We start from the raw sequence: 13,828 nt of genomic DNA on the forward strand, positions 1-13,828 counted from the left end.
CGATCTTGGCCTCGTCGAGCCAGTCGAGCAGCATCTCGAAATCATCGTCCGTCTCGCCGGGGAAGCCGACGATGAAGGTTGAGCGAATGGCCAGATCCGGGCAGACCTCACGCCAGCCGCGAATGCGCTCGAGCGTCTTTTCGCCGTGTGCCGGCCGGCGCATGTTCTTCAATACCTGCGGCGAAGCGTGCTGGAAGGGGATATCCAGGTAAGGGAGGATCTTGCCCTCTGCCATCAGCGGGATGACGTCGGCGACATGCGGGTAGGGGTAGACATAGTGCATGCGCACCCAGATGCCGAGCTTGCCCAGTTCCTCGGACAGATCGAGGAATTTTGCGCGCACCTCACGGTCGCCGAACATCGACGTCTGGTACTTGATGTCGATGCCGTAGGCGCTGGTGTCCTGTGAGATCACCAGAAGTTCCTTGACCCCGGCCTTGGCCAGTTTCTCGGCCTCGCGCAGCACATCGGCCGCCGGCCGCGAGACGAGGTCGCCACGCAGTGCCGGAATGATGCAGAAGGTACAGCGGTTGTTGCAGCCTTCGGAAATTTTCAGATAGGCGTAGTGGCGCGGCGTCAGCTTGACACCCTGCGGCGGCAAAAGATCGACATAAGGGTCGTGCGAAGGCGGCGCGGCCTCATGCACGGCAGCCATCACGCTCTCATAGGCCTGCGGCCCGGTGATCGCCAGCACATTGGGGTGCTTTTCGCGAATGACGTCCGGCTCGGCGCCCAGGCAACCGGTGACGATCACCCGGCCGTTTTCCGAAAGCGCGGAGCCGATGGCGTTGAGCGACTCGTCGCGAGCGGAATCGAGAAAGCCGCAAGTGTTGACGACGACAAGGTCGGCGCCGTCATGCTTGCGGGCGATTTCGTAACCTTCGGCGCGCAGGCGCGTGATGATGCGCTCCGAATCCACAAGGGCCTTCGGGCATCCAAGACTGACAAAACTCACGCGTGGAGCGGACATAGAGCGTTTCCGGGCTTTTCAGGATTGCCGGCGCAGTACCACACTTATTGCGGCATTGGTATGGGCACGCCCGCGATGCGGCAAAACGCACGGCGGTCTTGCTTCCACGGCGTGAAGATGCCGATGTCCGCCAGCCTCAGCCGACCGCACCGTTTACATGCGGCCAAACCTCCACCGCGCCACGATAGATCATGTCCACAGCCACATAGAAAATGATCAGCAGGCCGACATAGGCAATCCAGCGGTGGCGATGCAGCAGCTTGGCAATGAAAGTCGCGGCCAGCCCCATCAGGGCGATCGACAGCACCAGGCCGATGATCAGCACCGGAAAATGGTCACGCGCCGCTCCAGCCACCGCCAGCACGTTGTCGAGCGACATCGACACATCGGCGACGACAATCTGCAAGGCAGCCTGGCCAAGGGTCTTGCGCTTCGTCTTGCCGGCGACCGCCTGGTCGTTGTTGAGGTCCGAATTCGACAGTGCCTCGGTCGCTTCCAATTCATCGGCATGGGACGTACGCAGCTCGCGATACATCTTCCAGCAGACCCACAGCAGCAGGATGCCGCCGGCGAGCAGCAGGCCGACGATCGCCAGCAGCTTGACGGTAATTGCGGCAAACCCGATGCGCAGCACCGTTGCCGCCACCACGCCGAGAAGAATCGCCTTCTTGCGTTGTTCGGCTGGCAGGCCGGCCGCGGCGAGGCCGATGACGATCGCATTGTCGCCAGCCAGCACGAGGTCGATGGCGATGACCTGGAGCAGGGCGGTCAGACTGGCAGCGCTGAAAAAAATGTCCATCGACAGGAAGCCCTTGCTGATTTGCCGAGTGTTCGTCGATTATCCAGAGGCCCTAACTTGGTGGTCCCCTGGCGTCAAGGGATACGCGTGGCTGCATCACCGAAGGAGCGTTGCGTCAAGCCGGATCAGGCTTTGCGGCACTCGCCGGCAGCCGGGCAAAACCATGGCCGATCACAAATCAATCGTAGAGATTGTACTTTGCCCAGTCGGCTTCTGGAATCTCGTCCCCGATCCGGTAACGGAGCTGCAGAACTTCCATATGGTCCGGCGCGGTCTGGCACTTGAATTTCAGCCGGTACCACTGCCCCTTGCTGCGAAACGCAGCACCCGAGCTCTTGATTGCATCGGCGCCCATCTCGGGCGTGGCGAAGGCGTAGGCGACGACGCGATCGGCTTTGAACTTGCGATCGTCATGGGTGATGCGGTCGAGCACTTCGGCGTCGCAACGCTGTTCAAGACGGGTTTGGGGATCGAGTTTCATCAGACCGGCGCGCAATGCATTGTCCATTGCGCTGGCTGGAAAACTCAGTGTCACTGACGCCAAGGCGGTCATGCAGAGCTTCTTCATGGGCGGGACAACCAACATATTTTGTCGGAGAAATCAACCGAGCGAACCGCCTCGGACGCCGCGGGAATCTTCAATCATATGGCCGGTGCGTTCAAAATTGCGTGTCGGGATTCGTCGTGCGATGCCTGCGGCCAACGGACCAAAGACGCACGGCCGGCATCGGTGAGATCGTAAAGGCCGCGGTCGACGCGCGCGAACCAGCCATAGACATTGTGCTGCAGGATTTTCGGCGCGATCGGCGTCACCGCCTTCAGATCTCGCGGCCGCCTGGGTCCGTCCGCCATGGCGGCAGCGCAGGCGAGGGCGCTTTGGCGATAGGCCGTCATGATCGGATTGCGCGATCCTCCTCCGGCAACCGGATCGCCGCGACGGCGCTGGTGCTCGTCGACCAGACGAGAGCGCCGGCGGGCATTCTTGCGCGGCGCCAGCGCGATCGGGCTGAGAAGCACCTCGACCCGGTCCGTCGCGGTCACACCGAGCAGGCCGAAGCCAAGACGGCGGCAGAGATTGCGGAACCTGGCATCGCTTTCGCGGCCCTTGCCGCGGGCCGACATGCGCGCGGCCAGCCACACCTCGTCGCAGGCCGCCGCGCGATCGACACCTTGCAGCACCAGTTCGAGATTGAACTGCAGCTTCAACTCGCAGATGACGACAACCGGCGGCTCCCCCTCGCGCATTGCAACAACATCGCAGCCGCCGATCTCGCCTTTGACGACGAAGTCGAGGCTTTCGAGGAACCGCTTCACCGGCGCATAGAGTGAGGTTTCGTTCATGCCTCAAGGTTTAGCCGATTCGACGCGAAAAGCCTTCCCGGGGTTCGGCGTTCCACGGCCCGAAAGCGGATCGGGGTGGATACCGCACCGTCGGGCCATCTGTCAGGCTTCGGTGTTCGGCACTGCCCGGTTCGGCAGCTTCCTGCGGCGCAGGAGGGGATAGCCGATCTGACCGAAATAGGTGGAAGGGATCGGATCGTCGACGCCGTACTTTTCCGGCACCTTGTCGCCGGTGGGATTGTAGGTGCCGAACAGCATGTCGAGGAAAGGCAACTGCCCGGCGAAGTTCTTGTCATAGGCTTCGCGCTGGTTGGCATGGTGCCAGCGATGGAACTGCGGGCTGGCGATCAGCCACTTCAAAGGGCCGAACGGAATCCGCACGTTTGAATGCACAAGCAGCGTGTGTCCAAGGTAGATGGTCGAAAAGACGGCGATCGAGGCTTCCGAGAAGCCGAGGAAAAAGATCGGCGTCAGCGATATCGCCTTTGTGACGATGGCGTCGACGGGGTGATTGTGGAAGGCCCCGAGCCAGTCGAGTTCCTCAATGCCGTGGTGAACGGCATGGAACTTCCAAAGCGCGGGGATTTTGTGGAAGGCCCGATGTGTCCAGTAGACGCCGATATCGGTAATCACGATGATTTCGGCAACCTGCAGCCAGACGGGCTGGCCGCTGACGGCCTGCGTTATCGCCGGCGGGACAAGGAGCGCAGCGGCACCGAGCGCGCCTGCCGCCATCATGACGATGGCCAGCTTTATGATGAAGCCGTTGAACAGCAGATAGATCAGATCGACAGCGAAGCCCTTGCGGAAGATCTTCTGCGGCCGCTCGGCAAAAAGATGTTCGAACGGAATGAAGATCAGCGCGCAGATCAACAGTGCCTTGATGCCGAAGATATCCATCGATTCGCCTCTGCTGCCGGCGCGCCGCCTGCTCCCTCGAGAAGAAACATATCTCCCTTTCCAAAGGCTAAAGGCTCTGTAAGGGCGCTGACGCACGGAACGTGCAAGCAATGTCGCCGAACGCAACGGCTCGGAGCAATGGGACCGTCGAACGCGGTTCTTTGACACGGCTCGAACCGTTCGTGTCCTAGCCGTCAAGACCCCAAAGATCCGGGTTGCGTTTGAAATACTCAATCAGCATCTCGGTGAGGACGCGCACTTTCCGCGTAGGATGCTGCCCCGGCGGGCGTACGACATACGCAGCTCCCGGAGGTACCGGATAGCGTGTCATGATCGGGACCAGCGCGCCGGAGGCCACATGTTCATGTGTAATGCAATCGGGGAGCCAGGCGATGCCGAGACCCGCCGCCGCCGCCGCGGCAAGCGCCGTGGCGCTGTCGGCCTTGAATCTTCCCTGCGGCTGGACCGTAACAATCTTGCCGCCATCCATGAACTGCCAGGCTTCCGTTCCCTGCATGAGGGCCTGATGGGGGACGAGTTCGTCCGGAGTCTCGGGTGACGCGTGCGCTTTGATGTAGTCCGGGCTCGCGACAAGCTTTCCATGGATAGGCCCGACGCGCTTCGCGATCAGGTTGGAGTCCTGAAGGTAGGCGCCCCGGATCGCGCAATCGAAACCCTCTGCGATGAGATCGACGAAGCGATCGCTGTATGAAGTATGGATGTGAAGATTCGGGTGCAGACGCGCCATTTCCGCGAGCACGGGGGCAAAATGGGTCGCGCCGAAAGTAAGCGGCATGGCAACCCTCAGGCGGCCGCGTAGCTCACCGGTGGGGAAGATCGCTTCCCTGGCCGTATCAATCTCGGCGCTGGCTCGGGCCGCATGATCTCTGAAAGTAATTCCCGCCTCCGTGAGCGCGGCGCCGCGGGTCGTTCGTGCAAGAAGCTGGACGCCAAGCTCCGCCTCAACCCGAAAGAGCCGCCGACTGACGATCGACTTGGAGACGCCGAGTCGGCGGGCGGCGGCCGATACGCCCCCGGCATCGGCCACTACGACGAATGTCTGCAGATCTTCGATGTCCAATCGGCGTTCCTCGTTTCGCGACACAGCTTGCCTGAATATGGCACTATCGCATCATTAAAAGGAACAGCAAATTGCGTTTCGGCAACGTCGCCCGCTGGCGCATGTCTCCCGAAAACCCATGCCGTCCAGACGGCAGAGAAAGGAAGTCTTGATGACCCCTCGTAACGGCCTTGCTTCGCTTCTTCGTCCCGAAGACTCGGTACTCGTTCTTATCGACCACCAGCCCTACCAGCTCTCGAACCTGAACAGCCACGACCCGCATGCAGTGGTCAACAACTCAACGGCCTTGGCAAAGGCCGCGAAGGCCTTCGGCGTTCCCACCATCCTGACGAGCGTCGTTGCCGATCGGGGCGGCCTGATCTTCCCCCACATCACCGACGTATTTCCCGGCCAGGAGGTCATCGACCGGACGTTCATCAATACCTGGGAAGACAGGAAGGTCGTGGACGCGGTCAAGGCGACCGGCCGCAAGCAGCTCATCATCGCCGGCTTGTGGACCGAGATCTGCGTCGCCATGCCGGTTATCCAGGCGTTGGGCGAAGGCTGGGACGTCACGGTCATCGCCGACGCCTCGGGCGGCACGTCGGTCGAAGCGCACGAGGTCGCCATCCAGCGCATGATCGCGGCCGGTGCGAACATGATGACCTGGCTGGCGCTGGCCTCGGAATGGCAGCGCGACTGGGCGCGGACTGAGCACGTCGGCGAGCTGACGGAAGTGCTCAAGCAGCACGTCGCTGGCAGCGGCATCGCGTACCTCTGGGAGCAGCAACTGCTCAACACGCCTGTGCCAAGCACCGCGGGCTGAACTGGGGGAGGTAACGAAACCTGGAGCGACCCAGCGCCAACACGCTGGCTGCTTGTCGAACCGCGTCATCCCGCTCCACAAGACGGCCGCCCATGCCTGAATGCAGGGCGGCCGGTGTCATCAACGATCACTTCCTCCAGCCATTGACCGCGACTTGCAGCCGGCGCAGCCTGACTATCTATCGCCTCATTGAAAGGACCATGGAGATGTTCGGCGGAGCGCTCCCGAGAGGAAATGACCGTCATCCATTCGAACTTCAAAGTCAGCCTGACGCAACCGGACTTGGAACAGAGGACCTTGCAACCAAGCACGAGGTTGTCATCGTGTCTTAGGTACAAACTGCTACCCATGTCTCCGGGCTGGACAATTCGACGTCTGGCGGAGGAAGTGGGATTCGATTCCTGCCACCGACCCAAGAAAATCAAGGCATCCAAGAATTTATTGTTACACAGCATGTTACGCACCAGCCAGACGGTGCGGCCACAAGCTCCAACTCGAGCGGCTCATGTTGGGGCTGATCGTGCCAAGCAACCTGGCGGAAGTCGCGCATGTCGAACTGCTGACCGCACACCGGACAAGTCATGAAGTTGTCGCGCTCGTCGGCAAGCTCGCCGCCGTGCTGCTTGCCTATGATCGGTGGTCCGACATCGGATAGCTTCATCGGCTGCCCAATGCTTTTGCCTCACGCTCCAGCGTCTCACGGTCGTTGCCGTGCTTTTTGATAAGTTCCCGCACTTCAGGGATGGTAAGCTGGAACTTGCTGACGAAATAGCCGACCTCATATTCCTCGTCGCCCGATACCCGGTCGCGGTCGCGAAAATCACGCTTGCTTGTGTCCTCTGGCATGTGTGTTCCTTTGAAAGAAGCACATCTAAAGTGGCTCCGGGTTCCACAAACCTATTTGCGGACGTCACCCCTCGTTTGATCGCGGTAATGATTGAGCTTAGCTAAAATACCCCCGAGCCGATCGGGTCCGCGCGCCTTCAATCGCAATCGTGTGAGTTCAGTGCATGCGTCTGAAATTTATCCCGCCGATGGAGCCGGAGCTGGTCGACAACCCCGCCCGAGGGGGAGGAATGGATTCACGAGATTAAATTCGACGGATACCGCACCCGACTCATGCCGGTACGTCGGCGCGGCGAATGTCAGCTTCAAGTTCGACAAACGCAAGCGGCTGTGGGACCGCGTGCAGGGCAAGGTCGGCGGCCCGGTGCCGAAGGGCCTGAAAAAAGACAAGGCCGAATGGATCAAGCCCGGCTTGGTCGGCCGGGTCAAATTTCTGAGGGGCGAAGAGAAACTACGCCACGCGAAGCTGCTGGACTTCGTGAGGAATGACTAACCTAGAGATGAGGGCTGCCCCCTGGCGGAACAGAACCGTGCGCCTGGCGTTGTGCCGAGATCGACGTCCGAGATCGACGTCTAGGAGAAACGGCATGGTGGCGCCACGCGCGGTCTGGAAGGGCTTTCTGAGGGTCGGTTCCGTGGCATGCGGGGTGAAGATCGTTGGTGCGACAAGCGAGGCATCCAAGATCCACTTCAAGATTCTGAACCGCAAAGACGGTTTACCCGTCAAGAGTGCCTATGTCGACGAAGAGACCGGCGATGTTGTCGAAGCCGAGGATCAGATCAAAGGCTACGAAGCGGACAAGGGCGATTTCATCCACGTCGAGCCGGACGAGATCAAGAAGCTGAAACTGACGTCGCAGCATACACTCGAAGTCGATTCCTTCGTTCCGGTTGCCGAGATCGACACGCGCTATCTCGAAAAGCCCTACTACTTGATCCCGGCAGATGGCGCTTCCCTGGAGGCCTTTGGCGTCCTGCGCGACGCGATGGCCAAGAAGCGCGTCGCGGCACGCTCCTGCGTCGTACTCTATCAGCGCGGGCGCGAAGTGTTGATCCAACCCCTTGGTAAGGGGATGTTGCTGACCGAGTTGCGCACCCACAATGAGATGACATCGGAAGACACTGTCTTCGACGATGTGAAGAGCCCAAAATACGATTCGGATTTGCTCGAAATCGCGGGGCTTCTCATCGACAAGAAGGTGACGAAGTTCGATCCTTCCAAATTCGAGGACACCTATGAGGATGCGTTGATTGCCATGATCGACGCCAAGCGAAAGGGCAAAAAGCCTCCGAAACCGGCGCCGAAACCCAAGGAGAACGTGGTCGATCTGGCCTTGGTTCTTCGAAAGAGCCTCGCCAAGGAAGGCATCGGCCAAGACCAACCAAAGGCGAAGGGCCGCAAATCAGCATAGTTAGAGATAAGGATCACCAACGGAGATCCGCCGCGATATCAAGGATAGCGATTCCCGCGCCGCCTAGGCTCCGAACATTCCGAACAGCGCGTGGCCGCAAGCCGGTCCAAGATGTATGCCAAGACCGACGAGCTTATCGACCGGGTCGCGGCAACCGAGACCTCAGCAAGACGACATGACGGGTGTGAAGGCGGTCACTGCCGAGGTGACGCGCTGGAAGCGGATGGGGCTCGGGGCGCTTGGTGTGACAGGCATGGCCGCCGCCGCTCTGGCATCCCTAGTTACGGCGTACTGGCACGACATCTGCCGCGTGTTGAGAGGCGGATAACTCAGTTTTCGCACCCGGCGCCATCGTAGTAGTGGAGGGATCGGCGCCGGCGTCGGCGCTTCGGTCGGCGGTAGTGGAGGGATTGGAGCCGGCGTCGTTGCCTCTGTAGGGGGCAGTGGCGGCGTCAACGCCGGCGCCGGCGCCAATGTCGGCGGCTCGAGCGGTGTCAGCGCCGGTGTCGGCGCTTCCGTCGGGGGCAGCAACGGCGTAAATGCCGGTGCGGGTGCCAATGTTGGCGGATCTGGCGGCATCACTGCCGGTCTCGGCGTCAATGTTGCGAACGAGCGGCGTCGGTGTGGGCGTAGGCGTGGGCACGAATCCCAGCAACCCGTCCAACCCAAGCAATCCCAGCAAGCCGAATATTCCCAGTGTGGTCGCCGACATGTCGGACAGCCAAGTGGCACGGATGAAGAAGCGATGTGTCGACGTGCTCAGCAGCGCAGGCACCTATGATCGCGATCTGCGTCAGCTCTGTTTGTTGATTGCTAGGCGATAGGCGCCGAACGCAGAGCGCGGCTGCTTCAAAAAGTACCGCAAGGTGGCGGGCTTTTTTGTGCATTAGTGGAACCTGATATGCCGAGGCTGGTTGGAAAAGCGGCAGCGTCCCCCGCTGCCGGTCGAAGTCCCCAAACCTCGACCGGGTCCGCCTCTGCCCGCCAGTAGGGGCGGACCCACTGGAACATAGCTCCGAAAATGAAGTTTGGATCGCGCTCGGTTCCCCTGGCCGAGCAGAACACCGGAAGGCCCGTCACTGCTTCCCAGTCGCGGCTTTTTTCTATGGAGGTTGGCCAGAGAAAGGTCGGTTCCCGGCTACCTCTACCGCTACCCTGAACTGCTGGATTTCGTTGCCGTTGGTATCACAAGGCGCGAACCAGCCCCAGAACGCGCCAGCTCCTCAAGGATCTCGGTTACAGGTTCCAGCGTTACGAAAGATTTGATCGCAGGTGGCCCGCCACCGTCTCGACACCAGCGGCGGGCCTTGCTCGGCTGTCTCAAGGATATTTCCTTACCAAGCGCATTTGCGAACTTTGAATTCGGAGACATGTTCCCAACGCATGAAGAATTAGCGGAACCGAATGTTGCGCCGAATATTGTGCCAGATGAGCGAGCGCGGAATTAACTTTCTCCACCGATGGATGACGAACAACGTTCCTGAGACGGCCAGAGCCGATGTGATCGCGGTTGATGAACTCACGCATAAGCTCATAGCCGACGCTCGGTCCCTGGGGATCAAACGAGGAGAGATCGACGAGGAGGTCGACAGCCTATACCGCACAATCCTTGCTGCAATTGTGCATCATGATGCGGGGCTGCCCGATTGAGCCCGCTGGCTGGTTCATCGCTCATAACGGATTGATCGGCCCGACTAAGGCGGGATGGTCGTTGGGCTGCTTGTTGATCAGTGTCGAGTTGACGTCGCGACCGACGCGATTGAAATGCAGTTGGCCGTCGATGTCGTGGCTGAGGATATCTTTCAAAACGTCCTTGGGCGTCGCAGGGTCCAACCACGCATCATAGTAGGCTTGGTCGAGAATGACTGGCTGCCGATCGTGCAGGTTCTTCATCGGGTCGCTGGCGGGCTCGGTGATGATGGTGCAACTGGTAATGTCGAGGCTGGAGTTGTAGGCCCACAGGCCAGCAAACGAGAACGGCGCGTGGCCGGGCAAGTAGATATGCCACGGGTCCTTGTTGCCGTCGGCTGGCGAGATGGTCCATTCGTAGAAGCCGTCGGCGGGGATCAGACAGCGCTTCGACTTGAATGCGTCACGGAATGCCGGGGCTGTATCGACGCCTTCGATCCTGGCATTGAACATCGCGGCCTTGGGCATCTCTTTCGCCCAAAAGGGCACGAGCCACCAGCGGCCTTCACGGAGCTTGTGATTGCCGTTTTCGCCGGCGGTGACGAACGGGACTTCCTCCGTCGGCGCGATGTTGTAGCGAGGGGCGTCATTACGGCCGATCTCCGCCGGCGCCGTCAGCCGGTACAGGCGGTGGAGTTCAGACCAGGTCAGGTATCTGGTGTAGCGGCCGCACATGCCTTGCCCCTTATGCCGCAGAAATCTCGATCAGTGGCGAGAGCCGGCCTTCATGACTTCCCGGAGATAGATGTCGGTCTGATGGCGTATTGCCTCCGACAGAGATAACGCAAGACCGACGTCATCGGGATAATTCGCTAAGGCCCAGGTTGCGGTAAGCTGGGAAATAGCCACTTTCTGACTAACATCGGACAGGCCGCGCATTTGCTTGGCCATCTTGCTGACCGCCCTGTCAATCGCAGGGCGCTCACGCTTTACCGTCGCGTAAATCTCGGGTTGTTCGGATTCGGTGGCGATGATCGGTTTCATGGTTGTCTCCAATTTGCCAACAGTGAACAAAATGAGAACGCGAGAGTCAAGAGGCTCTTGACCGGGAGGAATATGTTCCTCTTTTATGAGCCATGGCGCATGATCCGATCGACACGCTGGGCAAGGCGACCCGGCACAATATGCTTGTGAAAGCAGAATGCAGCTGCGGCAATGTCCGCTACTGCCGATCGGCCGATTTGATGATGGTCTACGGCGGCGGCGTCGATCCGCAGGCGCTGAAGTTTGATTGCAGTCGCTGCAAGCCGCAGATCAAGATCACGCTAGTGGAGGTGCATCCGGAGCATTTGCCGAAGCGCCTGGTGATCCATAAGCCTATGAAGATCGACGGCAAGATCCACTGGCACACCGAGCGGTTTAGGGGGTAGCCGTGGCTAGGTCAAAACCCTCAAAACAATTATCGCGGGCAGAAATCGAGCGCTTTCTGGTGACAGCGGAAGCGCTGCACCTAAGCATCGTCAAACCGTTTATATCGCCGCATTGCGACCACTACAGGCAGACGCGCGTTTTGCACGAGGTGCTGTTAAAGGCGGTGCGGGAAGTCACCGGGAAAGAGGTCGAGTTCATCCGGTGGAACACCACTGGACCGGTGCTGCCCCCTAAGGCTGGGTAAGCGCCTAGCGGCAGGGATCGATCAGGCCGAACCCACAGAACTGACAATGCCGGCGATGCGGATAGCGACGGCATCAAGTCCGCCGTCGTAAATTTTCGTCAGGACGCGTTCCGCAGCTTCAGCCCTTTGGGCAGTGCACCCGAGAAGGTCGCCACCGCCCAACCTTGCCGGCCTGTTGGCGACGCAATCCCAAACTCCCCACGATCCGTCGCGCTCAATATGACAGTAGAATCTGTGCTGGTGATTTTCCATGCAACGTAAACCCCCCAGCATCCCCTTTGGGGTCCAATCTATCCAGGAAGGTGGTTAATGGGCCCCACGTTTGCCGATCGCACTTTAGGTTGGCCGGGGTGGTCCGTTGCCCCACGGTGGATCCCCGACTGCACCGGCCATTCCTCCACGAGACCCGCCGGCGCGCGTCAGACGGCTGTCGATGAGGAATCGGCGAGATGCGGGAACAGAGTTCAGACGCCGACGTTTTTTCCTCAGCTCACGCGATTGCGCGTGTAGAACTAAACGGAGGAGAAAATGAGCATCAAAATGCTTACGATGGGCGCAATGGCGCTCGCAATGATGACGGGCTCAGCGCTGGCTGGCAGCAGCACCACTTCCGCGCTCGATGATCCTGCAAAGATGTCACCTTTCTTCACGGATGCCGGCATGAAAACTTTGAGGTCGGAAGCGGATTTCAAGACCGCATGGATGTCGATGAAACCGGATGAACAAAAGGCGGTGCTGAAAGACTGCGGCGATACCGCGCTCAACACGTCGCACGCTGATTTCTGTGCCATGGCCAAGAAGATGGGCGGCTGAGAATAACCGCTCTAGGCATAGTTCCCGAAACGTATTTGGCCCGTCCCTTAAGGCACGGGCCTTTTTCTGCGGGCCATTCCCTTGCGAGCCTTGTTGCTAAGCGCTCCCGTCGGTCTCGCTTTCCTCGTCAATCATCCGGACCGGCAGATAGGCGTTCGTTTCCAGCCACTCACGCAAGACGATTTGGATGAGGTCCGACCGGCCGATTTTCATTTCGGCCGCAATGGAGTTCAGTGCGTCCTCCGTGGCTGGCTCTAGGGGAGGCCGGCGACGTTCCGGAGCAACGATGCAGCCCGCCGAAGGATGATCTGAAGGTCCGCCCGAGACATGTCGGCTATGCCATCGGCGGCGTTCTCAAGCTCATGGCGAAGGATGATCGGGGCATCGCTTCCATCCCGAAGGCAACAACGAAGTAATACGCAGCAATTTCAGTTGAATTATCTGCCAGTTTTAAGACTAAGCGAGTAAAAGCGCATGCCCGCCCGGCGTGCTGCCATCCGAGGAGCCGTCCTTGGCCTCTACGGCCCCGAACCGATCCACGAAGGCGAAGCTCTAACCAAGGCGTTCATTTAGACAGTCGGCGTCTGACGAAGGAAGCCCGCCGCTGAAGGACACAGACAGCGACGGGCCTTTGCACCAGAGCTTGGGCTTGAGGGAGGGGAAATCTCAAGCAAGCACATTTCCAACTTCGATTGCGGATGCATGTTCCAGCCCTACGAGAAAGATTTACGGCTAAGCCGGCGCCTGACGAAGTAGATGCGTCACTGGCTTTGAGGGAAATCAGTGACGGGCCTCAGCTCGGGTGTTTCAACGAGTTATCCTTACACTTGGATGCAAGCAACCCACGGAGCATGCGGAACAGGCTCCTTGCAGTCTTCTCAGGGCGCGCCAGAGCTGAGTTCGCGTAAGCCGCTCGGGAAAGAACCTTGGCACATGGCCGCTAGGGCGGAGATGCCGACGCGAAGGTCATCGAAGGGATCTTCATCGCCAAAGATCATGACGAACAGCATTGTTGGTCGGTAGAGAGAGAGGCCAAGCGCAGTCTCCAGTTCATCCTTGCATGCGCTGGCATCTCGATGAAACACCTCGCCGGCGCTTCCGAAGAAATTTCGTACGATTTTTACCAAGTGTCGCCTTGTACACAAATGATAATGACCGTTGCCGGCTTTGGAGCCATTCTTCAGCACTTAACATCATCATTATTCAAAGGACGTTCATATGAAATTCCGCATCGGCGGCGAGCAACCTATCTTCACCGAAGAACTGGGCACGCTGAGAATTGTATTCTCGCAGCTTTGTGAGGAACACGAGATTCCAACGACTTCTGGTGAGGCCGGGGGAATCGCCTCAGAGTTGGTCCGACTGTTTCAAACAGGCATTAAAGACGAGACTGTGCTGATGGTCTTGATGCGCGCCAAATTGAACCACCGGCTGGCCCAGTCCGTAGGCTAGTCTGACACGGTGGAGTGGTCGGTTGGGACCGCAGCCGTGTGGAGGAGAATTTATGTTGTACCCTGGTCACTGCCTTGGTCCGTGCGAGATTGAAATGTTGTCTCG

The 13,828-nt window shown here is 59.6% G+C and carries 20 protein-coding genes and 2 pseudogenes (1 of these 22 cut by a window edge); 11 read left to right on the forward strand and 11 right to left on the reverse strand.

Features of this window, described 5'->3' with window-relative positions; translation table 11 throughout:
* The 6 genes from rimO to EOB59_RS21495 form a co-directional block, all read right to left on the reverse strand.
* Positions 1-970: the 5' portion of a 30S ribosomal protein S12 methylthiotransferase RimO gene (rimO, locus tag EOB59_RS21470; protein ID WP_128289179.1), read on the reverse strand. 341 nt of this gene lie to the left of the window's left edge; the window shows 970 of its 1,311 coding nt (coding positions 1-970); the start codon lies at positions 968-970; the stop codon falls past the left edge of the window.
* A 136-nt stretch (positions 971-1,106) separates the two neighbouring features.
* The gene (locus tag EOB59_RS21475) at positions 1,107-1,769 is read right to left on the reverse strand and encodes a TerC family protein (protein ID WP_127271063.1); all 663 of its coding nucleotides are present in this window, start codon (positions 1,767-1,769) and stop codon (positions 1,107-1,109) included.
* Positions 1,770-1,947: 178 nt separating this feature from the next.
* Complete coding sequence (locus tag EOB59_RS21480) at positions 1,948-2,355, reverse strand: DUF930 domain-containing protein (RefSeq protein ID WP_164895712.1); 408 nt, start codon at positions 2,353-2,355, stop codon at positions 1,948-1,950.
* 56 nt (positions 2,356-2,411) lie between these two features.
* Positions 2,412-3,110, reverse strand: coding sequence for a DUF2161 family putative PD-(D/E)XK-type phosphodiesterase (locus EOB59_RS21485; protein WP_128289181.1), 699 nt, complete (start codon positions 3,108-3,110; stop codon positions 2,412-2,414).
* Between the two features lie 102 nt (positions 3,111-3,212).
* Entirely contained in the window at positions 3,213-4,010 is a 798-nt protein-coding gene (locus EOB59_RS21490) for a sterol desaturase family protein (RefSeq protein WP_127380380.1), read from the reverse strand.
* Positions 4,011-4,197: 187 nt separating this feature from the next.
* Positions 4,198-5,091, reverse strand: a complete 894-nt coding sequence (locus EOB59_RS21495; protein WP_128289182.1) for a LysR family transcriptional regulator — start codon at positions 5,089-5,091, stop codon at positions 4,198-4,200.
* A gap of 151 nt (positions 5,092-5,242) precedes the next feature.
* Here EOB59_RS21495 and EOB59_RS21500 point away from each other — a divergent pair, with 151 nt between their 5' ends.
* Positions 5,243-5,896, forward strand: a complete 654-nt coding sequence (locus EOB59_RS21500; protein WP_127395985.1) for a hydrolase — start codon at positions 5,243-5,245, stop codon at positions 5,894-5,896.
* A gap of 505 nt (positions 5,897-6,401) precedes the next feature.
* The gene (locus EOB59_RS35340) at positions 6,402-6,551 is read left to right on the forward strand and encodes a hypothetical protein (protein WP_164895709.1); all 150 of its coding nucleotides are present in this window, start codon (positions 6,402-6,404) and stop codon (positions 6,549-6,551) included.
* Positions 6,552-6,553: 2 nt separating this feature from the next.
* Here the strand turns inward: EOB59_RS35340 and EOB59_RS21510 are convergent, their stop codons facing one another.
* A complete protein-coding gene (locus EOB59_RS21510; RefSeq protein WP_128289183.1) occupies positions 6,554-6,742 on the reverse strand; it encodes a DUF3606 domain-containing protein in 189 nt (62 codons plus the stop codon).
* Between the two features lie 340 nt (positions 6,743-7,082).
* Here EOB59_RS21510 and EOB59_RS21515 point away from each other — a divergent pair, with 340 nt between their 5' ends.
* The 5 genes and pseudogenes from EOB59_RS21515 (at position 7,083) to EOB59_RS21535 (ending at position 9,804) form a co-directional block, all read left to right on the forward strand.
* Positions 7,083-7,235: a hypothetical protein gene (locus EOB59_RS21515; RefSeq protein ID WP_245486696.1), complete on the forward strand. Its 153-nt coding sequence runs from the start codon at positions 7,083-7,085 to the stop codon at positions 7,233-7,235.
* Positions 7,236-7,329: 94 nt separating this feature from the next.
* Positions 7,330-8,154: a Ku protein gene (locus EOB59_RS21520; RefSeq protein WP_128289184.1), complete on the forward strand. Its 825-nt coding sequence runs from the start codon at positions 7,330-7,332 to the stop codon at positions 8,152-8,154.
* Between the two features lie 175 nt (positions 8,155-8,329).
* Complete coding sequence (locus tag EOB59_RS36530) at positions 8,330-8,482, forward strand: DUF1515 family protein (RefSeq protein WP_245486697.1); 153 nt, start codon at positions 8,330-8,332, stop codon at positions 8,480-8,482.
* 30 nt (positions 8,483-8,512) lie between these two features.
* Positions 8,513-8,978, forward strand: a pseudogene (locus EOB59_RS36535) (hypothetical protein); the annotation flags it as partial.
* 604 nt (positions 8,979-9,582) lie between these two features.
* A complete protein-coding gene (locus EOB59_RS21535; protein WP_128289185.1) occupies positions 9,583-9,804 on the forward strand; it encodes a DUF768 domain-containing protein in 222 nt (73 codons plus the stop codon).
* 21 nt (positions 9,805-9,825) lie between these two features.
* Here the strand turns inward: EOB59_RS21535 and EOB59_RS21540 are convergent, their stop codons facing one another.
* A complete protein-coding gene (locus EOB59_RS21540) occupies positions 9,826-10,518 on the reverse strand; it encodes an SOS response-associated peptidase (RefSeq protein ID WP_128289186.1) in 693 nt (230 codons plus the stop codon).
* 30 nt (positions 10,519-10,548) lie between these two features.
* On the reverse strand, positions 10,549-10,827 hold the full coding sequence (locus tag EOB59_RS21545; RefSeq protein WP_128289187.1) for a hypothetical protein: 279 nt from the start codon (positions 10,825-10,827) through the stop codon (positions 10,549-10,551).
* Positions 10,828-10,919: 92 nt separating this feature from the next.
* On the opposite strand from EOB59_RS21545, the gene EOB59_RS21550 reads away from it, so the two are divergent.
* The 3 genes from EOB59_RS21550 (at position 10,920) to EOB59_RS21560 (ending at position 12,271) form a co-directional block, all read left to right on the forward strand.
* Complete coding sequence (locus EOB59_RS21550; RefSeq protein ID WP_128289188.1) at positions 10,920-11,213, forward strand: hypothetical protein; 294 nt, start codon at positions 10,920-10,922, stop codon at positions 11,211-11,213.
* Positions 11,214-11,215: 2 nt separating this feature from the next.
* Positions 11,216-11,458 carry a hypothetical protein gene (locus tag EOB59_RS36540; protein WP_128289189.1) on the forward strand — a complete coding sequence of 81 codons (243 nt, stop codon included), beginning with the start codon at positions 11,216-11,218 and terminating at the stop codon, positions 11,456-11,458.
* A 528-nt stretch (positions 11,459-11,986) separates the two neighbouring features.
* Positions 11,987-12,271 carry a hypothetical protein gene (locus EOB59_RS21560; protein ID WP_128289190.1) on the forward strand — a complete coding sequence of 95 codons (285 nt, stop codon included), beginning with the start codon at positions 11,987-11,989 and terminating at the stop codon, positions 12,269-12,271.
* Between the two features lie 96 nt (positions 12,272-12,367).
* Here EOB59_RS21560 and EOB59_RS36545 read toward each other — a convergent pair.
* Both EOB59_RS36545 and EOB59_RS21570 read right to left on the reverse strand, forming a co-directional pair.
* Positions 12,368-12,600, reverse strand: a pseudogene (locus EOB59_RS36545) (hypothetical protein).
* A gap of 549 nt (positions 12,601-13,149) precedes the next feature.
* Entirely contained in the window at positions 13,150-13,458 is a 309-nt protein-coding gene (locus tag EOB59_RS21570) for a hypothetical protein (RefSeq protein ID WP_128289191.1), read from the reverse strand.
* Positions 13,459-13,489: 31 nt separating this feature from the next.
* Here EOB59_RS21570 and EOB59_RS21575 point away from each other — a divergent pair, with 31 nt between their 5' ends.
* Entirely contained in the window at positions 13,490-13,723 is a 234-nt protein-coding gene (locus EOB59_RS21575; protein ID WP_128289192.1) for a hypothetical protein, read from the forward strand.
* The last annotated feature ends 105 nt before the right edge of the window (positions 13,724-13,828 follow it).

It is taken from the genome of Mesorhizobium sp. M7A.F.Ca.MR.176.00.0.0, assembly GCF_004023165.1.
GTDB lineage: Bacteria > Pseudomonadota > Alphaproteobacteria > Rhizobiales > Rhizobiaceae > Mesorhizobium.